The organism is Streptomyces sp. NPDC044044 (assembly GCF_056434405.1).
The window spans coordinates 223933-247713 of the sequence record NZ_JBWKFG010000005.1; the positions used below are offsets into that span (position 1 = coordinate 223933).

Here is a 23781-nt window from a genome sequence, read left to right on the forward strand (position 1 = left end):
GAGAGCGGACGGTGATCGGCCGGGGGGAGCGGGAAGTGCCCCGTCCGCTGCGTATCGGCAACGCCTCCGGGTTCTACGGCGACCGCTTCGACGCCATGCGCGACATGCTCACCGGCGGCCCGCTCGACGTCCTCACCGGCGACTACCTCGCCGAGCTGACCATGCTCATCCTCGGGCGCGACCGGCTCAAGGACCCCTCACGCGGCTATGCGAAGACCTTCCTGCGGCAGCTGGAGGAGTGCCTGGGGCTCGCCCGGGAGCGGGGCGTGAAGATCGTCGCCAATGCCGGTGGGCTCAATCCGGCCGGACTCGCCGATGCTGTGAGGGAGTTGGCCGGACGGCTCGGGGTCGGAGTGCGGGTCGCGCATGTCGAAGGCGACGACCTGGGCGCGCGCTTCCCGGACGCCCTCACCGCCAACGCCTATCTCGGCGGCGCCGGAATCGCCGCCTGCCTGCGCGCCGGTGCCGACGTCGTCGTCACCGGGCGCGTGACCGACGCCGCCCTCGTCAGCGGGCCGGCCGCCGCGCACTTCGGGTGGGAGGACGGTGACCACGACCGGCTCGCCGGAGCCGTCGTCGCCGGGCACATCCTCGAATGCGGGACACAGGCCACCGGGGGCAACTACGCCTTCTTCGGCGGGCATTCGCCGCACGAACTGCTCCGGCCCGGCTTCCCGCTCGCCGAGATCCACGAGGACGGGTCCAGCGTCATCACCAAGCACGACGGCACGGGCGGGTTCGTCGACGTCGGCACGGTCACCGCGCAGCTCCTGTACGAGACCTCCGGCGCCCGGTACGCGGGGCCCGACGTCACCGCCCGGCTCGACACGGTCACCCTCACCCAGGAGGGGCCCGACCGGGTGCGCGTCGCGGGCGTGCGCGGGGAGGCCCCGCCGCCGACCCTGAAGGTCGGCCTCAACCGCCTCGGCGGCTTCCGCAACGAAGTCGTCTTCGTCCTCACCGGGCTCGATGTGGAGGCGAAGGCAGAACTTGTGCGGGCTCAGGTCGAGGATGCGCTGGGTCGCGCCAAGCCGCGCCCGAGTGAGGTGCGTTGGGAACTCGTTCGTACTGATCGGCCGGACGCGCCGAGCGAAGAGGCCGCGTCCGCCCATCTGCGGCTCGTCGTGCGCGACCCGCAGCAGGACCCCGTCGGCCGCGCCCTGAGCGGCGCCGCGATCGAGCTCGCCCTCGGCAGCTACCCCGGATTCCACGTGACGGCACCCCCGGGCAAGGGCGCGCCCTACGGAGTCTTCGAAGCCGCGTACGCCGAGCGCGGCACCGTCGACCACGTGGCCGTACTGCCCGGCGGTGAGCGCACCGCCGTCCTGGCCCCCGGCGGCACCCGCGTCCTCGAAGACCTCGCCCCGCCGCCCCTGCCCGCGCCGCTCCCGCAGGGCCCCACGCGCCGCGCCCCCCTCGGCCTCGTCGCCGGGGCCCGCAGCGGTGACAAGGGCGGGGACGCGAACGTCGGGGTGTGGGTGCGCACGGATGACGCCTGGCGCTGGCTCGCCCATGAGCTGACCGTCGAGCGGTTCTGTGAACTCATCCCCGAGGCCGCCGAATTGACCGTCGTACGCCATGTCCTGCCGAACCTGCGGGCGCTGAACTTCGTCGTCGAGGGGATCCTCGGCGCCGGCGTCGCCTCCCAGGCCCGCTTCGATCCGCAGGCCAAGGGCCTCGGCGAGTGGCTGCGCGCCCGCCACCTCGACGTACCGGCCGCGCTCCTTGAACCGACCCAACCACGAACTGAGTTGGTCGAACCGACGGAGGTACAACCGTGACCGTCCTCGCCTCCGCGCTCGACCCCGCGAGCGCCGAGTACACCGAGCACCGCGAGGCCATGCTCGCCAAGGTCGCCGAGCTCGACGCCGAGCAGGCCAAGGCCCTTGAGGGCGGCGGCGAGAAGTACGTCGCCCGCCATCGAAAGCGCGGCAAGCTGCTCGCCCGGGAGCGGATCGAGCTGCTCCTCGACCCCGATACGCCGTTCCTGGAGCTGTCGCCGCTCGCCGCCTGGGGGAGCGACTACCCCGTCGGCGCCTCGATGGTCACCGGCATCGGTGTCGTCGAAGGCGTGGAGTGCCTGATCACCGCCAACGACCCGACCGTGCGCGGCGGTGCCAGCAACCCGTGGACCCTGAAGAAGGCCTTCCGCGCGCACGAGATCGGGCACGCCAACCGGCTGCCGTCCATCCATCTCGTGGAGTCGGGGGGCGCGGACCTCCCGTCCCAGAAGGAGATCTTCATTCCGGGCGGTGCGCTCTTCAAGCACCTCACCCAGTCGTCGGCCGCCGGAATTCCCACGGTCGCCGTCGTCTTCGGCAACTCCACGGCCGGAGGCGCCTACGTCCCCGGCATGAGCGACCACGTGATCATGGTCAAGGAGCGGGCCAAGGTCTTCCTCGGCGGGCCGCCGCTGGTGAAGATGGCCACCGGCGAGGAGAGCGACGACGAGTCGCTCGGCGGCGCCGAGATGCACGCCCGCACCTCCGGCCTCGCGGACTATCTAGCCGAGGACGAGCGGGACGCGCTCAGGCAGGCCCGGCGGGTCGTCAAACGGCTCAACTGGCGCAAGGCGTACGCCGATCCGGCCGGAGCCGTCGAGCCGCCCAAGTACGCGCAGGACGAGCTGCTGGGCATCGTGCCCGGCGATCTCAAGGTGCCCTTCGACCCGCGCGAGGTCATCGCCCGCATCGTCGACGGCTCCGACTTCGACGAGTTCAAGCCGCTCTACGGGTCGAGTCTCACCACCGGGTGGGCCTCGCTGCACGGCCATCCCATCGGCATCCTGGCCAACGCGCAGGGCGTGCTCTTCAGCGAGGAGTCCCAGAAGGCCGCCCAGTTCATCCAGTTGGCCAACCAGCGGGACATCCCGCTGCTCTTCCTGCACAACACCACCGGCTACATGGTCGGCAAGGAGTACGAGCAGGGCGGCATCATCAAGCACGGCGCGATGATGATCAACGCCGTGTCGAACTCGCGGGTGCCGCATCTCAGCGTGCTCATGGGGGCCTCGTACGGAGCCGGGCACTACGGCATGTGCGGGCGCGCCTTCGACCCGCGCTTCCTCTTCGCCTGGCCGAGCTCCAAGTCCGCCGTCATGGGGCCGCAGCAGCTGGCGGGTGTCCTGTCGATCGTCGCCCGTGCCTCCGCCGCCGCCAAGGGGCAGCCCTACGACGACGAGGCCGACGCCGGACTGCGCGCCATGGTGGAGCAGCAGATCGAGTCGGAGTCGCTGCCGATGTTCCTTTCGGGCCGCCTCTACGACGACGGGGTGATCGACCCCCGCGACACCCGCACCGTCCTCGGCCTGTGCCTGTCCGCGATCCACACCGCCCCTTACGAGGGCGCGCGCGGTGGCTTCGGCGTCTTCCGGATGTGAGGAACTCACCATGATCAGCAGCATCCTTGTCGCCAACCGCGGCGAGATCACCTGCCGCGTCTTCCGCACCTGCCGCGACCTGGGCATCGCCACGGTGGCGGTGTATTCGGACGCCGACGCGGACGCCCTGCACGTCCGTGAGGCCGACTCGGCCGTACGCCTGCCTGGTGCGGCGCCCGCCGACACGTATCTGCGCGGCGACCTCGTCGTGAAGGCCGCGCAGGCGGCCGGCGCGGACGCCGTCCACCCCGGCTACGGCTTCCTGTCCGAGAACGCGGACTTCGCGCGCGCCGTCATCGACGCGGGACTCGCGTGGATCGGGCCGCCGCCCGAGGCGATCGAGTCCATGGCCTCCAAGACGCGCGCCAAGGAGCTCATGGGCATCGCGCCGATGGGCGTGGACGACGTCACCGATGCCGATCTGCCGGTCCTGGTGAAGGCGGCGGCAGGCGGTGGCGGGCGCGGCATGCGGGTCGTGAGGGAACTCGACGCTCTGAAGGGCGAGTTGGCCGCCGCGAGTGCGGAGGCGGCCAGCGCCTTCGGGGACGGCGAGGTCTTCGTCGAGCCCTATCTGGAGGGCGGCCGGCACGTCGAGGTGCAGATCATGGCCGACGCGTACGACACCGTCTGGGCGCTCGGCACCCGGGACTGCACGCTCCAGCGCAGGCATCAGAAGGTCATCGAGGAGTCCCCGGCGCCGGGCCTTGCCCCTGAGCTGGTCGAGGAGTTGCACGCGCAGGCCGTGCGTGCGGCGCGCGTGACCGGGTATCGCGGTGCGGGCACGGTGGAGTTCCTGGTCGCGGGCGACCGGGCGCAGTTCCTGGAGATGAACACCCGGCTCCAGGTCGAACACCCCGTCACGGAGGCCGTGTTCGGCGTCGATCTGGTGGCGCTGCAGATCCAGGTCGCGGAGGGCGCACGCCTCCCGGAAGAGCAGCCCACCGCGCGCGGGCACGCCGTCGAGGCCCGCCTCTACGCCGAGGACCCGGCGGCGCAGTGGGCCCCGCAGACCGGCACCCTGCACCGGCTCTCCGTGCCGGGCGTGCGGCTCGACACGGGGTACGTGGACGGCGACGCGATCGGCGTGCACTACGACCCGATGCTGGCCAAGGCCATCGCGTACGCCCCCACGCGTACGGCGGCCGTGCGGGCACTGGCGGGCGCGTTGGAGCGTGCGGTGGTCCACGGTCCCGTCACCAACCGGGAGTTGCTCGTCCGGTCCCTGCGGCACTCGGAGTTCGTCGAGGCCCGCATGGACACGGGGTTCTACGACCGGTACGTCGCCGAACTCGCCGCCCCCGCCCCGGACCCGTACGCCCCGCTGGCCGCAGCGCTCGCCGACGCGCACGGGCGCTCGCGGTTCGGCGGCTGGCGCAACCTCGCGTCGCAGCCGCAGATCAAGCTCTTCCGGAGCGAGCCGGACGGCACCGAGCACGAGGTGCGCTACCGGCACACGCGGGAAGGTCTGAGCGCGGAGGGTGTGCGGGTGCTCTCCGTGTCCGGTGAGCTCGTCGTGCTCGAAGTCGACGGTGTGCGGCGCCAGTTCGAGGTCAGTCGCTACGGCGGCGATCGCGTGTACGTCGGCAACACCGCCCTCACCTCGCTCCCGCTGCTCCCCGAACCCACCACCCGTCAGGAGCCCGGCTCCCTGCTCGCCCCGATGCCCGGCACCGTCGTGCGCCTGGCCGAGGGGCTCGCGGAGGGGGCGCGGGTCACCGCGGGTCAGCCCCTCATCTGGCTGGAGGCGATGAAGATGGAGCACCGCATCTCCGCTCCCGCGTCCGGCACGCTCACCGCCCTGCACACCGCGCCCGGCCGCCAGGTCGAGGTCGGCGCACTGCTCGCAGTCGTAGATGTCGTCGATGCCGCAGATGTCGTACACGGTGTGGAAGTCCCCTAAGCCGCCTAAGCCCTCTAAGCCCCCGAAGCCGCCTGAACTCGCCTGAAGTCGCTTGAGCCGTCGTACAGGAGGAACAGTCCGTATGAGCACCGTCCTCGAAACCGAAGAGCACCAGGCCCTGCGCGCAGCCGTCGCCGCACTCGGCAAGCGTTACGGCCGCGACTACCTCACCCGCGTCGTCCGGAGCGAGGGCCACCCCGACGAACTGTGGGCCGACGCCGCCAAGCTCGGCTATCTGGGCGTGAACCTGCCCGAGGAGTACGGCGGAGGGGGCGGCGGCATAGCCGAACTCTCCATAGTCCTGGAGGAGTTGGGGGCGGCGGGCTGCCCCCTGCTCATGATGGTCGTGTCACCCGCGATCTGCGGCACCGTCATCGCCCGCTTCGGCACCGACGAGCAGAAGCAGGCCTGGCTGCCCGGTCTCGCCGACGGCACCCGCACCATGGCGTTCGGCATCACCGAGCCCGACGCGGGCTCCAACTCCCACCGGATCACGACGACCGCGCGCAAGGACGAGGCGAGCGGCGACTGGCTCCTGACCGGCCGCAAGGTGTTCATCTCGGGTGTCGACATCGCGGACGCGACGCTGATCGTGGGCCGTACGGAGGACGCGAGGACCGGCAGTCTCAAGCCCTGCCTCTTCATCGTCCCGCGCGAGACGGAGGGCTTCCAGCGGCGCCAGATCGAGATGGAACTCCAGGCCCCGGAGAAGCAGTTCGAGCTGACCCTCGACGACGTACGGCTGCCCGCCGACGCCCTGGTGGGCGACGAGGACGCCGGTCTGCTCCAGCTCTTCGCGGGCCTCAACCCCGAGCGGATCATGACGGCGGCGTTCTCGATCGGCATGGCACGCTACGCGCTCTCCCGGGCCGTCGGGTACGCCAAGGAACGCAGCGTGTGGAAGAGCCCGATCGGCGCCCACCAGGCGATCGCGCACCCCCTCGCGCAGTCCCACATCGACATCGAACTGGCCCGCCTGATGATGCAGAAGGCCGCCCGGCTCTACGACGACGGAGACGACATGGGCGCGGGTGAGGCCGCCAACATGGCCAAGCTCGCGGCGGCCGACGCGTGCGTGAGGACCGTCGACCAGTCGGTGCACACGCTGGGCGGCAACGGCCTGACGAAGGAGTTCGGTCTCGCCTCGCTGATCGTGGCGTCGCGGGTGGCGCGGATCGCCCCGGTGAGCAGGGAGATGATCCTCAACTACGTGTCGCACCAGACGCTTGGCCTGCCCAAGTCGTACTGAGTCCCTGCTCGCCCCTGAACTCCTGGAGGACCCATGGGCCTTGTGCACGCGCCCCCGGAGCGCGGCATCGTCACGCTCACCCTGGACACACCCGCCAACCGCAACGCGCTCTCGGCGGGTCTCCTGACCGGGCTCGCGGAGCTGCTGGACGACTGCGCCAAGGACCCGGACGTACGCGCGGTCGTCCTCACGCACACCGGCTCGACGTTCTGCTCCGGCGCCGACCTGCGGGAGCCGCCGGACCCGGCCGTCTTCGTGGCGCTGCTCCGGCAGATCGTGGAGTTGCCGAAGCCGGTGGTGGCGCGGGTGGACGGGCATGTGCGTGCGGGTGGGCTCGGTCTGCTCGGCGCGTGCGACATGGCGGTCGCGGGACCGGGCGCCTCGTTCGCGCTGACGGAGGTACGGATCGGGGTGGCGCCCGCGGTCATCTCCATGCCGCTGCTCGCCAGGATCGACCCGGGCGCGGCGTCCCGCTACTTCCTCACCGGGGAGCGTTTCGGCGGGGCGGAGGCGGCGCGGGTGGGTCTGGTGACGGTGGCGGGGGATGACGTGGACGGGGAGCTCTCGCCCCTGCTCGAAGGGTTGCGGAAGGCGGCTCCGCAGGCCCTGGCCGAGACGAAGAAGCTGCTCACGGCTAGGGTGCTCGACGCATTCGACCACCACACGGACTCCCTCATCGCCCTGTCCGCGCGGCTCTTCGCCTCGGCGGAGGCGCGGGAGGGGATGGGGGCGTTCCTTGAACGACGGGAGTGCCCATGGGTGCTGTGACCGCGGCCGATCGCTCCGATCGCTCGCCCAAGCAGGACCGCAGCCGTGTGACGCGGCAGCGGCTCCTGGAGGCGGCGGTGGCGTGCCTCGCCGAGAGCGGCTGGGCGGGGTCCACGGTGTCCGTGGTCGCCGAGCGGGCCGGTGTCTCGCGAGGGGCGGCCCAGCATCACTTCCCGACACGGGAGGACCTCTTCACGGCGGCGGTGGAGTACGTGGCCGAGCAGCGGTCCACGGCCTTGCGGGAGCTTCCGGCGCAGGACCGGGCGTCGGTGGTGGCCGCTCTGGTGGACCTGTACACGGGCCCGCTCTTCCGTGCGGCGCTGCATCTGTGGGTCGCGGCGTCGAACGAACCCCAACTGGGGGATCGGGTGACGGAGCTGGAGGCGCGGGTGGGCCGCGAGACGCACCGGATAGCGGTGCAGTTGCTGGGCGCCGACGAGTCCCGCCCCGGGGTCCGGGAGACCATCCAGGGCCTCCTGGACATGGCCCGGGGCCTCGGGCTCGCGAATCTCCTGACGGATGACGGGGCCCGGCGGGAGAAGGTGGTGGCGCAGTGGACGGTGCTGGTGGAGGGGGCGCTGCGCTGAGCTTTCCCCCGTCCCGCCCCTTCCCCCAACTCCTTCCCGGAACTGGGGCTGAGCGCCAGACCCCCGCTCCCGAACGCCGAAAAGGCTGAAAGAACCGGCCTGTCCGGCGTTCGGGGAAGATTCCCTACCTTGCGATGTCCCCGTACCCCTCGACCGCACGCGGGTCACGCGACCCGGGCCCGATGTAGCGGGCCGAAGGACGGACAAGCCGCCCCGTCCGCTTCTGCTCAAGGATGTGCGCCGACCACCCGGCGGTCCTCGCGCACGTGAACATCGACGTGAACATGTGCGCCGGCACCTCGGCGAAGTCCAGGACGATCGCCGCCCAGAACTCCACGTTGGTGGCGAGGACGCGGTCGGGGCGCCGGGCGTGCAGCTCGTCGAGGGCCGCCTTCTCCAGGGCCTGGGCCACCTCGTAGCGAGGAGCGCCCAGCTCCTGCGCCGTACGGCGCAGGACGCGCGCACGCGGGTCCTCGGCCCGGTACACCCGGTGCCCGAAGCCCATCAGGCGCTCGCCCTTGTCCAGCGCCTGCTTCACGTACGCGACCGCGTCCCCCGTCCGCTCGATCTCCTCGATCATGCCGAGGACACGGGAGGGGGCGCCGCCGTGCAGCGGCCCGGACATCGCGCCCACGGCCCCGCTCAGCGCCGCCGCCACGTCCGCGCCCGTCGACGCGATGACGCGGGCGGTGAACGTGGAGGCGTTCATGCCGTGCTCGGCGGCCGACGTCCAGTACGCGTCGACGGCCTGGACGTGCTTGGGGTCGGGCTCGCCGCGCCAGCGCTTCATGAAGCGCTCGACGACCGTGTCGGCCTTGTCGATCTCGCGCTGCGGCACCATCGGCAGGCCCTGGCCGCGGGCGGACTGGGCGACGTACGAGAGGGCCATGACGGCGGCTCGTGCCAGGTCGTCGCGGGCTTCCTGCTCGCTGATGTCCAGGAGCGGCTTCAGGCCCCACACGGGGGCGAGCATCGCAAGGGCGGACTGGACGTCGACGCGGATGTCACCGGAGTGCACCGGGATCGGGAACGGCTCGGCGGGCGGCAGGCCCGGGTTGAACGCGCCGTCGACCAGCAGGCCCCAGACGTTGCCGAAGGAGACGTGGCCGACCAGATCCTCGATGTCGACGCCGCGATAGCGAAGCGCGCCGCCTTCCTTATCCGGTTCGGCGATCTCCGTCTCGAACGCGATGACTCCCTCAAGTCCGGGTACGAAGTCGGACATCAGGCGGCTCCTCGTGATGTGTACGACAGATGGTGGTGACAGACAGCTCGTGACCATGTGTCAGAAGTGGGCATTCGCGGTCCGGTTCCGCGGTATGCCGGTACGTCGATGGCTTCCGGCTTTCGACTCGCGGTCCGGATCGGTCACCCCGGTGATGCCCCGCCCGGCTGGTGGTCACCCAACCGATTCGGCAGCGGAACGATATCCCTTGGTGCCACCCTTGGCGATGGCATACGGCACTCAGTGCCACACGTCACCTCCCCGTGGTGCACGACGGCCCGCGGCTGACTCTTCGTATACGGCAAGATGACGGCGTGACCGATCGAGCCGCCGCCTCCGCAGCAGACGCAGCAGGAGCCTCGTCCGCTGCCTCCTCCGTGTCCGATCCCGCCGCCATACGGGCCCATTACGGCCTGGACGGACTCGTCGAGACGGAGCTGCCCGCCACGCCCGTCGAGCTCTTCGCCCTCTGGTTCACGCAGGCTCTCGCCGCGGCCGAGGCGGGCCTGCTCCACGAGCCGAACGCCATGGTCGTCTCGACGGTGGACACCGCGGGCCGCCCCAGCTCGCGCACGGTCCTGCTGAAGGGCTTTGACGAGCGAGGCTTCGTCTTCTTCACCAACTACGAGTCCCGCAAGGCCCGCGAACTGGCCGAGAACCCGAACATCGCGCTGCTCTTCCCCTGGCACCCGATGGCCCGCCAGGTCATCGTCACGGGCACGGCGCGGCGTGTCGCCCGCGAGGAGACGGTGGCGTACTTCCGCACCCGCCCGCACGGCTCCCAGCTCGGCGCCTGGGCCAGCGCCCAGTCCTCGGTCATCGCCACGCGCGATGAACTGGACCGCAGTTACGCCGACTTGGAGGCGCGCTACCCGGAGGGCGAGCAGGTGCCCGCGCCTCCGCACTGGGGCGGCTTCCGCGTCGAGCCGCAGAGCGTCGAGTTCTGGCAGGGCAGGGCGAACCGCCTGCACGACCGCCTGCGGTACGTACCCGCAGAGCGGGACGGCTGGACCGTGGAGCGCCTCAGTCCGTGAGCGCGGCTGCGGGGTCCTACCCCGTCAGGACCCCGTCCAGGAACGGCTGGATCGCCTCGCGCCAGGCCTCCGGCTGGTCGTAGTGCACCAGGTGGCCCGCGTCGGCCACTTCCGCATACGCGCCGCGGGGCAGCACACGGACCATTTCCTGGGACTCGGCGCGGCCCAGCTCGCCGTCCAGGCCGCGGACGACCAGGGCGGGGCACTGGACCTGGGTCAGGTCCTCCCAGTGCGCGTCGTACACCCATGTCTCGCGGGACTTCAGCATCTGGTCGCGGTCGAAGACGGGGCGCCAGCCGTCCGGGCCCTCGGTCATCACCTCGGCGAAGAACTCGCCGCGCGACGGATTGGGCCGCTCGACCCAGGGATCGTCCTCGCCGAACCACTTGCGTACGTCGGCGAGCGTGGCGAAGGGCACGGGCCAGGCCCTGAACCAGTCCTCCCACTCGCGCTGCGACGCAGCGCCGAGTGCGGAGGCCCGCATGTCGGTGATGATCAGGGCGCGGACGAGATCGGGGCGCTTCGCGGCGAGCTGCCAGGCGGTGAGCGCGCCCATGGAGTGGCCGATGAGAACGGCGGGGGCGAGGCCGAGCTGGACGAGCGCGGCCTCGGCGTCGTCCACGTAGGCGTCGCGGGTGAAGGGGCCCTCGGGGGGCTTGTCGCTCTGCCCGTGCGCGCGCTGGTCGAGTGCGACCGCGCGATGCCGCTCGGCGAGCCAGCGGGCGGTGCCCGCCCAGTGCGATGCACGGCCCATCAGGCCGTGCAGTAACAGGACGCCTCCGGGCGATCCGTCGGTCTCCCTGGACTTGGGAGGATCGGCGAACTCCCAGGCGGCAAGGCGTACGCCACCCGCGCCCGTCACGTCAATGCGCCGCACCATGGTTCCTGGCACCCCCCTTGAATCCTCTCGGGCTGAACGCCTGGTTCTGTCACGCACCCCCGCACGCTATCGAACTCTTTTTCGAAAGCGGCCGGATCGCCGGCAACACCCCTCATTCGAGTGACCACGCTCAAGGATTGGCCGCCGCTGCCGAGGGGAGATCTTCATCGGGAGGCGGGCCGCTCGGGGAAAACGGTCCGAGGGGGATGACCCTGGGAGCTCGGGGCTCCGGGTCAGAACAGGGGAGGACAGGCCCCGGCGCTCAAGGGCGCCGGGGCCCTCTGTACGCACAAGGCGTGCTGATGCGCACGCGCGCAGAGGACGTGCCGATGTGTACGCACGCGCAGGACGTGCCGATACGCACCGCTCGCCCACGCGCTCCCGCTCACCAGATGGGCACATCCTCCTGCCCCCTCCCACGGCCGTGGCAGCCAGACCCGGCGCCGACACGGTCAAGAGCCCTCAGGTCATATGCCTCTCGCGACAGCCTCGCACGCAAAACGTCCGGGCGCTGCGATTCCGCACACTGAATCTTGGACCCCATTCGATCCCGGAGTCTTCACAACTGCCCAACAGTTACCGCTAGTTGACGCGAACTCCCGGTAACGGGAGCCGGATTCCGCCGTCGCCCGGGGTTGTGGGCGTCATCGCCCGGTCCTGCGGACCTCAGCGCTTGGCGACGAAGACGTGCGAAGCGACCTCCGCGTCCAGCTCCGCGGCCTCACCGCTGCTGCCCACGAGCACCCCGCCCGCGGACTCCGTCACGCTCACCACGGAGCCGGGCTGCACGCCCGCGCGCCGCAGCGTGTACATCAGCTGCGCGTCCGTCTGGATCGGCTCGCCGATGCGGCGCACCACGACGGTCTTGCCCTCCGCGCCCGGGTCGAGGTCGACCAGGGAGACCATGCCCTCGTCCAGGAACGGGTCGGCGCTGTCCTTCTCGCCCAGCTCCTCCAGGCCCGGGATCGGGTTGCCGTACGGAGACTCGGTGGGGTGGCGCAGGAGCTCCAGGACGCGGCGCTCCACGGCCTCGCTCATCACGTGTTCCCAGCGACACGCCTCCGCGTGGACCTGCTCCCACTCCAGGCCGATCACGTCGACCAGGAGACACTCCGCCAGGCGGTGCTTGCGCATCACGCGGGTGGCGAGCCTGCGGCCCTCCTCGGTCAGCTCCAGGTGCCGGTCGCTGGCGACCGCCACCAGGCCGTCGCGCTCCATGCGCGCGACCGTCTGGCTCACCGTCGGCCCGCTCTGGTCGAGACGCTCGGCGATCCGGGCGCGCATGGGGACCACACCTTCCTCCTCCAGCTCGAGGATGGTGCGCAAATACATCTCAGTGGTGTCAATAAGCCCCGACATGGGTGCCCCTCAGATTTCTCTCGTGCGGCCGGCCCTGCCCTCAATTCTGACGCATACCACTGACAACCGGATCGCGCCGGGTGAAAACCCGGTCCAGGCGGTCCTGACGGGGTGCTCGGGCCGTATTGACAGGGCACTGGTCCAGACCGCAACGTGATCCGCGGCACACGGGAAACACGTGCAGTGAATACGTACAGGACATACGTACCCGGAAAGGTTCCTCGGCGCATGGGCTCGAAGAGCGAGAGCAAGCTGGCCGGTCAGTACATCGACGCCGCGATCGGCCTGCTCGGCCGCGTGCGCGACGAGGAGGGCGGGAACGTCGACGCGGCGGGCACGCTCCTCGCCGACGCGGTCGAGGCGGGCGGCAGGCTCTTCGCCTTCGGCGCGGGGCACTCCTCGCTGGCCGCCCAGGACGTCGTGTACCGCGCGGGCGGCCTCGCCCTGATGAACCTCCTCGCCGTCCCCGGAGTCGTCGGCATCGACGTCATGCCCGCCACGCTCGGCTCGGCCCTGGAGCGGGTGGACGGGCTCGCGGGCGCCGTCCTGGACTCCTCACCGGCCCGCCCCGGCGACGTACTCGTGATCATCTCGCTCTCCGGGCGGAACTCACTGCCCGTGGAGATGGCGATGAACGCCCGCGCGCTCGGCCTGAAGGTCATCGGCGTGACGTCGGTGGCGTACGCGACGGAGACGAAGTCGCGGCACGTGTCCGGCACCTTCCTGAAGGACCACTGCGACGTCGTGATCGACTCCAAGATCGCCCTCGGCGACGCGGAGCTCAGCCTCGACACGGTCGGCGCACCCTTCGGGCCCGCCTCCAGCGTCGTCGCGAACACGATCATGCAGGCGATGACGGCGACGGCCGTCGAGCTGCTGGCCGCGCGGGGCGTCGAGCCGCCGGTGCTCCGGTCCGGGAACGTGGACGGCGGGCACGAGTGGAACGGCAAGGTCTTCGAGGAGTACGGAGACCGGATCTTCTACCGTCGCTGAGCGGCTGCGGGTCGTCTGTGGTTGCTCGCACAGTTCCCCGCGCCCCTGAAGGGGCGCCCTAGCGCCCCGGCGGGAATCGGACCCGCACCGTGAGCCCTCCGCCCTCCCCGTTCGCCTGCGCCGACACCTCCGCCCCGTGCGCCCGCCCGATCGCGTCGACGATGGACAGTCCCAGCCCCGCACCCTCCCCCCTCGCATGCGTACGCTCCCGCAGGCGCCGGAAGGGCTCGAAGAGGTGCGGGACGGTGTCCGGCGGGACGGCGGGCCCGGTGTTGGAGACCTCGATGCCGTCGGGGCCCGTGCGCACCTCGACCCGGCCGCCCTTGACGTTGTAGTGCACGGCGTTCGCCACCAGGTTGTGCACGAGGCGGTCCAGGAGCACCCCGTCGCCGTACACGGTGAGCGGCTCGGCGTGCAGGGAGAGCGTGATGTCCCGCTCGGACGCCCGGCCCGCGAGCCCTTCCGTCACCGCGTCGGCGACGACGTCGAGCGCGATCGGCTCCCTGCGCTCAAGGCCCCGCTCCGAGGTGGCCAGGAGCAGCAGACCCTCGATCAGGTGCTCGCTGTCGTCGGCGACGGAGATGAGCTTCGTACGGATCCTGGCCACCTGCCGCGCGTCGGGCTCACCCGCGAGACCGATCTCGGCGGCGGCCCGCTGCACGGCCAGCGGGGTGCGCAGCTCGTGCGCGGCGTTGGCGGCGAACCGCTGCTGCGCGCTGACCAGTTGCTCTATCCGCCCGAGCATCTCGTCGAAGGTGTCGGCCAGCTGCTTCAGCTCGCCGGGCGGGGCGTCGAGCGCGATCCGCTCGTGCAGGTTCTCGCCGGACAGGCGCCGCGCGGTACCGGTGATCACGGCCACCGGGTGCAGGACGCGGCCCGCCATCCACCAGGCGAGCAGGATGGACAGCGCCGCGTACACGAACAGCACGATGACGGAGACGGTCAGGAGCCGGCTCAGGGCCGCCTGCTCGGCCACGTCGCTGATCTTCGTGACGGCGAGACCCTGCGTGACGTCGTCGGCCGAGACACTCGCGGAGGGCAGCGGCCTGGCGACCGACGCGGACTCGGCCGGGCTCGGCATCACCCAGGGCGGACTCAGCCGCTTGGCGGGCACGGCGGTGGTGACGGCGGTGCTGATCGAGGAGTACAGACCCTGCCGTACGAGGAAGTAGACCAGGCCGGTGAGCAGCGCCCCCGCCAGGACGAGCATGCCGCCGTAGAGGGCGGTGAGGCGGCCGCGCTCGCTGCTGAGGCCGCCGATGCGGAACCCGCGCCCGTCCCCCGCACCCGAGCGCCTCACGCCGACCAGCCCGTGATCCGGTAGCCCGCGCCCGGGACCGTCTCCACCACCGGGGGATCGCCCAGCTTCGTGCGGAGCTTGGAGAGGGTGACACGGACCGCGTTCGTGCGGTAGCTGGTGTCCTCCTCCCAGACCTGTTCGATCAGGTCGTCGCCGCTGACCACCGCGCCCTCCGCCCGCAGCAGCGCCTCCAGGACCGCGAACTCCTTGCGGGAGAGCGCGAGATGGCGGCCGTCGCGGCTCGCCTGGCGGCGGGCCGTGTCCAGGACGAGGCCCGCGCGTTCGATGACGGGCGGCAGCGCGGGGCGCGTGCGGCGGCCGAGGGCAAGGACGCGGGCGAGGAGCTCGTCGTACGCGAAGGGCTTGGTCAGATAGTCGTCGGCGCCGAGGCCCAGGCCCGCGACCCGGTCCCTGACCGTGACCGACGCCGTCAGCATCAGGACGCGCGTGAGCAGCCGCTGCGACACCACCCTGCGGCACACCTCGTCGCCGTGCAGGCCCGGCAGGTCCCGGTCCAGGATGACGACGTCGTACTCACCGAGCTGGAGTTTGCGCAGCGCCGTCAGGCCGTCGGCCGCGACATCGACCGCGAGCGCGTCGCGGCGCAGCCCGTCGGCGATCATCTCGGCCAGGAATTCCTCGTCCTCCACCAGCAGTACGCGCATGCGGCCCTGTGTACCTGAAGTGCACCTTTCGTCGGTGTAAGCGTCTCCGTTGAGAGAAACGAAACCTCCCTTCCCGTCAGCCTGTGCGCGTCGACGTGACAACGCGACTACGCGACCAGTGAAGGGGACGTCATGAGGACTCGTACGCGTTCAACGGCCATCGCATCAGGGTTCGCCGCACTCGCCCTGTTCGCCGGAGCCTGCTCCTCCGGCGGCGGCGACAGCAGCCAGGACAAGGCCGACGGCGGCAAGGGAAAGCAGGCCGACGCCGCCTTCAAGGAGCGCGAGTGCCTGCGCAAGCACGGCCTCAAGGTGCCCGAGCCCAAGGCCGGCGAGGACACCCACGGGATCACCATCGGCGGCGACCTGAGCAAGGAGAAGATGCAGGCCGCCATGAAGGCCTGCACCAAGGGCGGCGGACCGGGCGGCGGCGGATCGGTCTCGCAGGCCGACAAGGACAAGATGCTCAAGTACGCCCGGTGCATGCGCGAGAACGGCTTCAACATGCCCGACCCGAAGTTCGACGGCGGCGCCATGGAAGCCCAGAAGATGCCCGAGGGCGCCGAGGCCAAGAAGATGGAGAAGGCCGCCAAGGCGTGCAAGGACATCGTCGCGTGAGGCGCCGCACCGCCGTCGTCGCCACGGTCGTGGCCCTGCTCGCCATCACCGGCGGAGGTGTCGCCGTCACCGCACTCGCCGACAACGGCAAGGACCGGTCCACGCGGCAGGACGCCGGACTCCCGCCCGCCACCGCAGCCGTCGAGCGCGGCGACCTCAGCAGCGGCACCCAGAGCGACGGCACCCTCGGCTACGCCAAGGAACGCAAGATCAACGCGGGCACCACCGGCACCCTCACCTGGTCCACGGGCAACGGCTCGACCATCGAGCGCGACGGGCGCCTGTACGAGGTCAACGGCGTCCCGGTGCGCCTCATGTACGGCACCGAACCCATGTACCGCACGCTGAAGACCGGCGACGAGGGCAATGACGTACGGCAGCTGGAAGAGAACCTCCAGGCGCTCGGGTACGGCGCCGGGCTCGTCGTCGACGACGAGTACACGGCGGGGACGGCCGCCGCGGTCAAGCAGTGGCAGAAGGCGCACGACCAGAAGCAGACCGGGCGCGTGGGCCCCGACCAGATCGCCTTCTCGCCGGGCGGCGTCCGCGTGAAGTCCACCGAGTCGTCCGTCGGCGACCAGGTCGCGCCGGGCAAGCCGGTGCTCGGCACGACGGGCTCCGAACGCGTCGTACGTTTCCAGCTCGACGTCGCCGACGGGAAGCTCGCCAAGGTGGGCACCAAGGTCACCGTGGACCTGCCGGACGGCTCGACCGCCAAGGGCGAGGTCGCGTCCGTCGGCAAGACCGCCAAGCCGGGCGACGACCCGGCCGACAAGACCCCCAAGATCCCGGTGACGGTCTCCTTCGACGACCCGGGCAAGGTCGACGGCTTCGACCAGTCCCCGGTGACGGTCAACCTCACCGGGGAGACCCGCGAGGACGTGCTCTCCGTCCCCGTCAACGCCCTCCTCGCCCTGCCCGGCGGCGGCTACGGCGTCCAGGTCGTCGAGCACGGCCGCGCCCGCCAGGTGAAGGTCGAGCTCGGCATGTTCGGGCAGGGACGGGTCGAGGTGACCGGGGGAGGACTGCGGGACGGCATGAAGGTCGGGGTGCCCAAGATATGAGCGCCGTCGTGGAGTTGGCCGGGGTCACCAAGGAGTACCCGGGCGGAGTCGCCGCCCTGCGCGGCGTGGACCTGCGGGTGGAGGAGGGCGAACTCCTCGCCATCGTCGGCCCCTCCGGGTCCGGCAAGTCGACGCTGCTGCACATCATCGGCACCCTGGACCGCCCCTCGGAGGGCTCGGTGGCGATCGCGGGCCACGACGTCGCGACGCTCGCCGACCGCAGCCTCTCCGCGCTGCGCGCACGGCACATCGGCTTCGTGTTCCAGGCGTTCCACCTGGTGCCGGGGATCAGCGCGCGCGACAACGTGGCGGAGGGCCTCCTGTACTCCGGGCTCTCCCGCGCGCAGCGCCGGGCGCGGGCCGCGGAGGCGCTCGACCGGGTCGGCCTCGCGGACCGCATGAAGCACCGCCCGCACGAACTCTCCGGCGGTCAGAAGCAGCGCGTCGCCATCGCGCGCGCCGTGGTCGGGGCGCCGGACCTGCTCCTCGCCGACGAGCCGACCGGGGCGCTGGACTCGGCGTCCGGCGAGGCGGTGATGGAGCTGCTGCACGATCTCAACGCGGAGGGCGCGACCATCGCCGTCATCACGCACGACGCGGAGATCGCGGAGAGACTTCCGCGGCAGGTGCGGATCCGGGACGGGCAGGTGGTGGCGGATACCCGCGCCGCCGCCGTTGGCCAGGGGGTGCTCGCCGGATGATCCGTACGAAGAAGGTCGGCAGCCCGCGCCTGAAGGCGGCGCGGCTCGGGCCCCGGGACGTCCTGCATGTCGGCTCGGCGGGGCTGCGCAGCCGCCCCGTGCGGGTCGTCCTGTCGGCGCTCGGGATCGCCATCGGGATCGCCACGATGATCGCGGTGGTGGGCATCTCGTCGTCGAGCAAGGCTCAACTCATGGAGGAACTGGACGAGTTGGGCACGAACATGCTGGTGGCCGCGCCGGGGGAGCCGCTGTTCTCCGGCGAGAAGGTGGTGCTCCCGCGTGACGCGGCGGGGCGGGTCTCCCGGGTGAAGGGCGTACGGGACGTCGGCGCGACCGGCGACCTCGAACGCACCGTGCGGCGCAGCGAGAAGATCCCCGAGGACGAGACCGGCGGCATCGCCGTCAAGGCGGCGACCGAGGGCCTGCTGAAGGTGCTGCGCGGCGAGATGGGGCACGGCACGTGGTTCAACGCGGCCAACAGCCGCTACCCCTCGATCGTCCTTGGCCACGTCGCGGCCGACCGCCTCGGCATCACGGAGCCGGGCCAGCAAGTGTGGGTGGACGACCGCTACTTCACGGTCGTCGGCATCCTCGACCCGCTGCCGCTCTCGCCCGACGTGGAGCGCTCGGTCCTCGTGGGCTGGGACGCGGCCAAGAGTGAGCTCGGCTTCGACGGCCGCCCCACGTCGGTGTACGAGCGGTCGACCGACGCCTCGGTGCACGAGGTCCGGAGCCTGCTCGCCGCCTCGATCGACCCGGAGAACCCGCGGAACGTCCAGGTGACGGACCCGTCGTCGGCGCTCAAGGCGAAGGCGGCGACCGAGGGGGCGTTCTCCACGCTGCTGCTGGGGCTGGGCGGAATCGCCTTGCTGGTGGGGGGTGTGGGGGTGGCCAACACCATGATCATCTCGGTCCTGGAGAGACGGTACGAGATCGGCCTGCGCCGCTCGATGGGCGCGACGAAGGGGCAGATCCGGATCCAGTTCGTGACGGAGTCCCTGATGCTGTCCGGCCTCGGCGGCCTGGCGGGAATCGCGCTGGGCGCGGCGGCGACGGGCGCGTACGCGGTGTCGGGCGGGCTCCCCTGGGTGGTGCCCCTGTGGGCGGTGAGCGGGGGTTTCGGGGCGACGCTGGTGATCGGTACGGTGGCCGGCCTGTACCCGGCGGTCCGGGCGGCCCGGCTTTCGCCGACGCTGGCGCTGCACGCGGCCTAGCCTGGCCGGCGGGTTCTGTCGGCTGGGCGGGCGGACTCCGGACTGCCGGGTCCAGCCGCCTGACGGACGGCCTGAACCGCCGCTTCGCGGCGGAGTCTCCCCACTCGCCCGAGCACTCGGCGGTGGATGGGTTCTGGCCCACCGCTTCGCGGCGGATCTTTCCCGCCCACCCGCCCGATTACCCGGCGGTGGATGGGGTCTGGCCTACCGCTTCGCGGCGGGTTTCCCCCGCCCACCTACCGAGCGCCCCGCAGCGCATCGGTTGGGTGATCATCCGCCGCTGGGCAAACGGGTGGGTGGGCGGGAAAGATCCGCCGCGAAGCGGCGGCCTTGAACACCCGCCCACCGCTGGGGAATCGGCGGTCCTGCCCTCGGCGGGCAGCGCCGACCTTGGCACCCCCCGGCGGGCAGCCGTCAGCCCTGGACACCCCCGGCAGGCACCGCCGCCCCCGGACACCCCCGGCGGGCAGCGCCAACACCGCTCCCCCCGGCGGGAGCCCTCAGCCGCCCAGCGCATGGGCCAGGTCAAGCGAAGCCGCAACCCTCGCCGAGACGCTCTCCGCGTACGTCGCGTCCGCCCGTTCGAACTGCGTGCGGCTCGCGCCCCGTAGGAACGTCACCACGCCCAGCGTCCGCCCCCGGCTGCGCAGCACCGTGCACAGGGCGTGGACGGAGTCCTCCGGCCACTGCCTGGCCGCCGCCCACTCCCGGGCCCGCTCGGGCGGTGCGGTGCCGGCGCTGGCCCGTACGGAACCCACCCGGTCCACGCACTGCGGGGCCGGGTGGCCCTCCAGATAGCGGACGGGAAGGCCCGCCTTGGCCACCGGCAGGCACGGGCCCGGCGCGCCCGCGGGCGTCGCGGCGACGCGGATCAGGCGCACCGGCTCCCCCTCGCCCGCCACCAGGTCGATCAGCGCGTGGTCGGCGAACCCCGCGAGCGCGAAGTCCAGCTGGACCGTCGCCGCCTCCGTGGGGTCCTCGCACTCGCCCGCAGCCCGCGCGGCCCGGTGCAACTGCTGCGAGCGGAAGCGCAGTTGCGCCGCGTCCTGCTCGGTCTGCTTGGCCTCCGTCACGTCCGTGAAGAGCCAGCCGACCCCCAGCGGCACCGGCTCCTCCGCGAGCGGCGACGCGAGCCGCAGGAAGCCGCTGCGCCAGCACCGCCGCTCCGGCTCACCGCTCTCCGTGGCCCGCACGGACACCCACATCTCGGCGGGCGCGGGCGGCGCCCCCTCCGCGAGCACATGGCTCAGCGCGCTCTCCAGCTCCTCCACGCCCTGCCCGAGCAACTCCCCAAGGGGGCGCCCCAGCAAGGCCGTACGCCCCATCCCCAGGGCACGCGCCGCGTGTTCGTTCGCCACGGCGGGACGCAGATCGGCGTCGACGAGCACCACACCCCACGACGCGTTCTCGAACAGCGCCTCGCTCAGCGCGATGGACCGCTCCAGGTCGATCTGCGCATGGACCTCGCTGAACGCGCAGTACACACCGGCAGGCTTCCCGTCCCCGCCCCGCACGGCGGCGGACTGGGTCCGCACCAGGACCCGCCCGCCGTCCTTCGTCAGGAGCGCGAACTCGTGCACCTGACGGCCGTGCGCCTCCATGGCCGACAGGAGCCGCGCCTCGACCTCCTCGGCATCGGCGGTCCGCACCGCCCAGCCCGCGAACCCCTGCCGCCCGACGGCCTCGGCCGCCGACCACCCGAGAATCCGCTCGGCCTCACGGTTCCAGTGCGTCACCACCCCGTCGGCGTCGAACGCGCACAAGGCGGCGTCCATCCCGTCCAGCAATGCCGCGAGCAATTCGGCCCCACCGGGCTCGGGTTCTTCAGGCCCCAGCTCGTCGGTGGTTCCACTACGCCGGGAAGCACTCACCTGGCACCCCCTGCAGGCCGTGTCCTCATGAGCTGCATGTTCTGCGAGTTCCGCATGTACCGCACGTCAGATCATTCAACTCGAACGTGACGCAGCCCACAGGCACTTCCCGGAAGTTCGACGAAATCGTTGCCCCCCAAAGCCCCCAAAGCCCCGAGAGGCTTCGGGAAGCCCCGAGAAGCCTTCGGGCAAAGCCATCAGAAAATCGGTTGTGCGACGGACAGGCCGTTCCTAGGGTGACACGTACACATGAAGGGAGGTGGTTCGGCAGATGTATGGAAACCGGACGCGTGAGGTGACTGCGGGCTAGTGGCCCGTCGTCGCAACTCGATTTCGGCGCCGGACCAGCACGTGTGATGTGCGTGCAACCGGCCCAATCCCAAGCAGTCACCCGACCCGCGAGCCGCCGGTGAGTCCGGCCGGCTTCCCGCCGTCTCGTACGGCGGGAACCACGGCTCGCGGGTCGTCTGCGTTCCAGGGGCGGCCCGCACGGTCCGTCAGCGGCCCTCAGCCCCTGCTGACCGCCGTCAGGATCTCCGGAAGCCGCCGCGCCACCCTCGGCGCCGCAAGCCGCAGACCGAAGTACGTGATCACCGCTCCGTAGGCCCCGCCCAGCGGCAGCAGCACCCAGGACCAGTCGCTCGCGCCCGAGACGTGCAGCCAGATGGTGAAGGTGAGCACCGGGGCGCAGAGCAGGGCCGCCGCGACCATCCCGCCGAAGATGGAGATCCAGGCCAGGCCCGCCTGCCCGGGGGCCACGTTCTTGTAGCCCTCCTGCGGGATCGAGTAGGGGAAGCGCGCCGATGACCAGGCACCCGTCGCCAGCATCGCGCCGAGCAGGGCGAAGGAGAGGCCGAGTCCCTCCGGCAGGCCCGTCCAGTCGCCGAGTACGGCCGCCGTGATGACCGTCACCAGCGTCGCGTAGGGGAGGGTGATGAACAGGAGTGCCAGGGCGCGGGCGCGGAGTTCGATGTACGCGTCGTACGTCGACGAGATCGTCATCGCGACCATCCAGAACGCCGAGGTGTCCTGGCCGAACTGGTTGTACATCAGGACGCCGAGCATCCCGGCGGCGAAGCACGCGAAGTAGATCGAGCCCGTGCCCTGCAGGGCGTTGAAGAGCGGCACGATCAGGCCGATGGCCAGGGACGTCACCCAGGCCGCCTTCGTCTTCGGGTCGCGCCACACATAGCGCAGGCTGCGCTCCATGACGGTGCCGGTGCGCCCGCCGGGCAGCAGTTTGCCCAGGCCGCGCGCCGAGCGGGCCTTGGTGGGTTCCGCCGCCGCGAGCGTCGAGCCGTCGGGGGCCGTCATCAGGTGGGTGAGGCTGCGCTGCCAGAGGGCGAGGAGTACGGCGAGGGCGGCGGCGCTCAGGGCGAGTTGGGCGATCCCGGTGGCGTACGAGCCCTCGCTCACCGAGTCGACGGCGCCGATGGCCGACGCGGGCGGGACCCAGCGGACGACGGCCGCCGCGGGGTCGAGCTGCGAGAGCCCCGACGAACCGAGCCGCTGCGCACCGAAGTTGACGACCTGCGCGCCGACCGCGATGACCAGGCCGCTCAGAACGGCCAGATCACGTCCCTTGCGGCTGGTCAGGAGGCGGATGTTGGCGGCGGCGACGGTCCGCGCGAGGGCCACGCAGACGAGCAGGGTCAGCGCGATGGCGAGGACCCCGGTGACGGCCGCCGCCGCGCCGTGCGCGAGGGAGATCACCGAGCCGAGCGCGAGGCAGAGGGTGAAGAGCGGTCCGATGCCCACCAGGGACGCCACGAGGAGCGCGCGCACCAGCGGTCGCGGGCGCAGCGGCAGCATCACCAGGCGGGTGGGGTCGAGGGTCTCGTCGCCGCTTGCGAAGAACAGCGGCATCACCGCCCAGCCGAGCGCGAGCACGGCGGTGAGCAGGACGGAGACGGTGGCGGCGTGTTCGTTGCCGCGCAGGGCGATCAGGCCGAGGAGCTGGAGTGCGGCGACGAGGAGCGCCGCGGCGACGGACGCGATGTAGGCGGCGCGGCGTCCGGTCGACTGGTGCAGGCCGTTGCGCAGGAGCGAGAGCTTCAGGCGTACGAAGACGGGGGTGATCGAGGGGGACGGGGACGGGGAGGTGGTCGTGCTCATCGGGTGCCGCCGCCCAGCCAGTCGAGGTGCGAGCCGGTGTCCCTGCCGCCCGCGCCGACCAGTTCGAGGAACGCTTCCTGAAGGGACGGGGACGCGCCCCGCACTTCCGCGAGGGTGCCTTGCGCGCGGATGCGTCCCGCCGCCATCACGGCGACCCAGTCGCAGAGCGATTCGACGAGTTCCATGACGTGCGACGAGAAGACGACCGTCGCCCCGGATGCGGTGTAGCGCTCCAGGACGCCGCGGATGGTCTGGGCGGACACCGGGTCGACGCCCTCGAAGGGCTCGTCCAGGAAGAGGACTTCGGGGTTGTGGAGCAGGGCCGCGGCGAGCCCGATCTTCTTGCGCATGCCGGTCGAGTAGTCGACGACCAGTTTGTGCTGGGCGCCCGCGAGGTCGAGTACGTCCAGGAGCTGGGTCGCTCTCTTGTCGACCTCGTCGCCGGGCAGCCCGCGCAGCCGTCCGGTGTACGCGAGGAGTTCGCGCCCCGAGAGGCGCTCGAAGAGGCGCAGGCCTTCAGGCAGGACGCCGATGCGGGCCTTGACCTGGACCGGGTCGGTCCATACATCGTGGCCGACGACCTCCACGGTGCCCCGATCGGGGCGGAGGAGGCCGGTCACCATGGACAGGGTGGTGGTCTTGCCCGCGCCGTTCGGGCCGACGAGGCCGATGAACTTGCCCGCGGGGAGGGTGAGATCGATCCCGGCGACGGCGATCTGCTGGCCGAAGGCCTTCCACAGCCCCTGCACCCGTACTGCGGCGGGTGCTTCCGCCGGTGCTGCCTCGGTCACGGTGCCCGCCTTTCGTCGCCGTTTCCGCACGATACGTCGGCGAGGGCGACAAAAGCCGGACGGGCTGG

The 23781-nt window shown here is 71.6% G+C and carries 20 protein-coding genes; 12 read left to right on the forward strand and 8 right to left on the reverse strand.

What is annotated here, in order from left to right; genetic code table 11:
* The first annotated feature begins 35 nt into the window (after positions 1–35).
* The 6 genes from AC07AG_RS20645 (at position 36) to AC07AG_RS20670 (ending at position 7883) form a co-directional block, all read left to right on the forward strand.
* Positions 36–1781: an acyclic terpene utilization AtuA family protein gene (locus AC07AG_RS20645; protein WP_478757050.1), complete on the forward strand. Its 1746-nt coding sequence runs from the start codon at positions 36–38 to the stop codon at positions 1779–1781.
* Complete coding sequence (locus AC07AG_RS20650) at positions 1778–3379, forward strand: acyl-CoA carboxylase subunit beta (protein WP_478756504.1); 1602 nt, start codon at positions 1778–1780, stop codon at positions 3377–3379. The genes AC07AG_RS20645 and AC07AG_RS20650 overlap by 4 nt, the downstream gene beginning before the upstream one ends.
* Before the next feature lie 10 nt (positions 3380–3389).
* Complete coding sequence (locus AC07AG_RS20655) at positions 3390–5279, forward strand: acetyl/propionyl/methylcrotonyl-CoA carboxylase subunit alpha (protein WP_478756505.1); 1890 nt, start codon at positions 3390–3392, stop codon at positions 5277–5279.
* A gap of 82 nt (positions 5280–5361) precedes the next feature.
* Complete coding sequence (locus AC07AG_RS20660; RefSeq protein ID WP_478756506.1) at positions 5362–6528, forward strand: acyl-CoA dehydrogenase family protein; 1167 nt, start codon at positions 5362–5364, stop codon at positions 6526–6528.
* A 33-nt stretch (positions 6529–6561) separates the two neighbouring features.
* Positions 6562–7296 (forward strand): enoyl-CoA hydratase family protein, encoded by a 735-nt coding sequence (locus tag AC07AG_RS20665; protein ID WP_478756507.1) that lies wholly within the window; start codon positions 6562–6564, stop codon positions 7294–7296.
* Positions 7284–7883, forward strand: a complete 600-nt coding sequence (locus AC07AG_RS20670) for a TetR/AcrR family transcriptional regulator (RefSeq protein WP_478756508.1) — start codon at positions 7284–7286, stop codon at positions 7881–7883. The genes AC07AG_RS20665 and AC07AG_RS20670 overlap by 13 nt, the downstream gene beginning before the upstream one ends.
* A gap of 124 nt (positions 7884–8007) precedes the next feature.
* On the opposite strand, the gene AC07AG_RS20675 is transcribed toward AC07AG_RS20670, so the two are convergent.
* The gene (locus AC07AG_RS20675; RefSeq protein WP_478756509.1) at positions 8008–9108 is read right to left on the reverse strand and encodes a citrate synthase 2; all 1101 of its coding nucleotides are present in this window, start codon (positions 9106–9108) and stop codon (positions 8008–8010) included.
* A gap of 296 nt (positions 9109–9404) precedes the next feature.
* Here AC07AG_RS20675 and pdxH point away from each other — a divergent pair, with 296 nt between their 5' ends.
* The gene (pdxH, locus tag AC07AG_RS20680; protein ID WP_478757052.1) at positions 9405–10142 is read left to right on the forward strand and encodes a pyridoxamine 5'-phosphate oxidase; all 738 of its coding nucleotides are present in this window, start codon (positions 9405–9407) and stop codon (positions 10140–10142) included.
* Positions 10143–10158: 16 nt separating this feature from the next.
* Here the strand turns inward: pdxH and AC07AG_RS20685 are convergent, their stop codons facing one another.
* Together AC07AG_RS20685 and AC07AG_RS20690 are read right to left on the reverse strand one after the other, a co-directional pair.
* Positions 10159–11022, reverse strand: a complete 864-nt coding sequence (locus AC07AG_RS20685) for an alpha/beta fold hydrolase (protein ID WP_361049069.1) — start codon at positions 11020–11022, stop codon at positions 10159–10161.
* A gap of 666 nt (positions 11023–11688) precedes the next feature.
* Positions 11689–12381: an iron-dependent transcriptional repressor DtxR gene (locus tag AC07AG_RS20690; protein WP_249589276.1), complete on the reverse strand. Its 693-nt coding sequence runs from the start codon at positions 12379–12381 to the stop codon at positions 11689–11691.
* Positions 12382–12609: 228 nt separating this feature from the next.
* Here AC07AG_RS20690 and AC07AG_RS20695 point away from each other — a divergent pair, with 228 nt between their 5' ends.
* Positions 12610–13374, forward strand: a complete 765-nt coding sequence (locus AC07AG_RS20695; protein WP_478756510.1) for an SIS domain-containing protein — start codon at positions 12610–12612, stop codon at positions 13372–13374.
* Positions 13375–13432: 58 nt separating this feature from the next.
* Here AC07AG_RS20695 and AC07AG_RS20700 read toward each other — a convergent pair whose 3' ends face one another.
* Positions 13433–14584 (reverse strand): sensor histidine kinase, encoded by a 1152-nt coding sequence (locus AC07AG_RS20700; RefSeq protein ID WP_478757053.1) that lies wholly within the window; start codon positions 14582–14584, stop codon positions 13433–13435.
* 86 nt (positions 14585–14670) lie between these two features.
* Positions 14671–15339, reverse strand: coding sequence for a response regulator transcription factor (locus tag AC07AG_RS20705; RefSeq protein WP_478756511.1), 669 nt, complete (start codon positions 15337–15339; stop codon positions 14671–14673).
* A gap of 132 nt (positions 15340–15471) precedes the next feature.
* Here AC07AG_RS20705 and AC07AG_RS20710 point away from each other — a divergent pair, with 132 nt between their 5' ends.
* The 4 genes from AC07AG_RS20710 to AC07AG_RS20725 are packed head-to-tail and all read left to right on the forward strand — an operon-like array spanning position 15472 to position 18936.
* Positions 15472–15957 (forward strand): hypothetical protein, encoded by a 486-nt coding sequence (locus tag AC07AG_RS20710; RefSeq protein ID WP_478756512.1) that lies wholly within the window; start codon positions 15472–15474, stop codon positions 15955–15957.
* Positions 15954–17021: a peptidoglycan-binding protein gene (locus AC07AG_RS20715; RefSeq protein ID WP_478756513.1), complete on the forward strand. Its 1068-nt coding sequence runs from the start codon at positions 15954–15956 to the stop codon at positions 17019–17021. The genes AC07AG_RS20710 and AC07AG_RS20715 overlap by 4 nt, the downstream gene beginning before the upstream one ends.
* Positions 17018–17722 carry an ABC transporter ATP-binding protein gene (locus AC07AG_RS20720; RefSeq protein WP_478756514.1) on the forward strand — a complete coding sequence of 235 codons (705 nt, stop codon included), beginning with the start codon at positions 17018–17020 and terminating at the stop codon, positions 17720–17722. Before AC07AG_RS20715 ends, AC07AG_RS20720 begins: the two co-directional genes overlap by 4 nt.
* Positions 17719–18936 (forward strand): ABC transporter permease, encoded by a 1218-nt coding sequence (locus tag AC07AG_RS20725; protein WP_478756515.1) that lies wholly within the window; start codon positions 17719–17721, stop codon positions 18934–18936. Before AC07AG_RS20720 ends, AC07AG_RS20725 begins: the two co-directional genes overlap by 4 nt.
* A gap of 500 nt (positions 18937–19436) precedes the next feature.
* On the opposite strand, the gene AC07AG_RS20730 is transcribed toward AC07AG_RS20725, so the two are convergent.
* The 3 genes from AC07AG_RS20730 to AC07AG_RS20740 all read right to left on the reverse strand — a co-directional run bounded on the left by AC07AG_RS20730 (position 19437) and on the right by AC07AG_RS20740 (position 23713).
* Entirely contained in the window at positions 19437–20807 is a 1371-nt protein-coding gene (locus AC07AG_RS20730; protein WP_478756516.1) for a PAS domain-containing protein, read from the reverse strand.
* 507 nt (positions 20808–21314) lie between these two features.
* Positions 21315–22922 carry a transporter gene (locus AC07AG_RS20735; RefSeq protein ID WP_478756517.1) on the reverse strand — a complete coding sequence of 536 codons (1608 nt, stop codon included), beginning with the start codon at positions 22920–22922 and terminating at the stop codon, positions 21315–21317.
* Positions 22919–23713 carry an ABC transporter ATP-binding protein gene (locus AC07AG_RS20740; protein ID WP_478756518.1) on the reverse strand — a complete coding sequence of 265 codons (795 nt, stop codon included), beginning with the start codon at positions 23711–23713 and terminating at the stop codon, positions 22919–22921. Before AC07AG_RS20740 ends, AC07AG_RS20735 begins: the two co-directional genes overlap by 4 nt.
* Between the last annotated feature and the right edge of the window lie 68 nt (positions 23714–23781).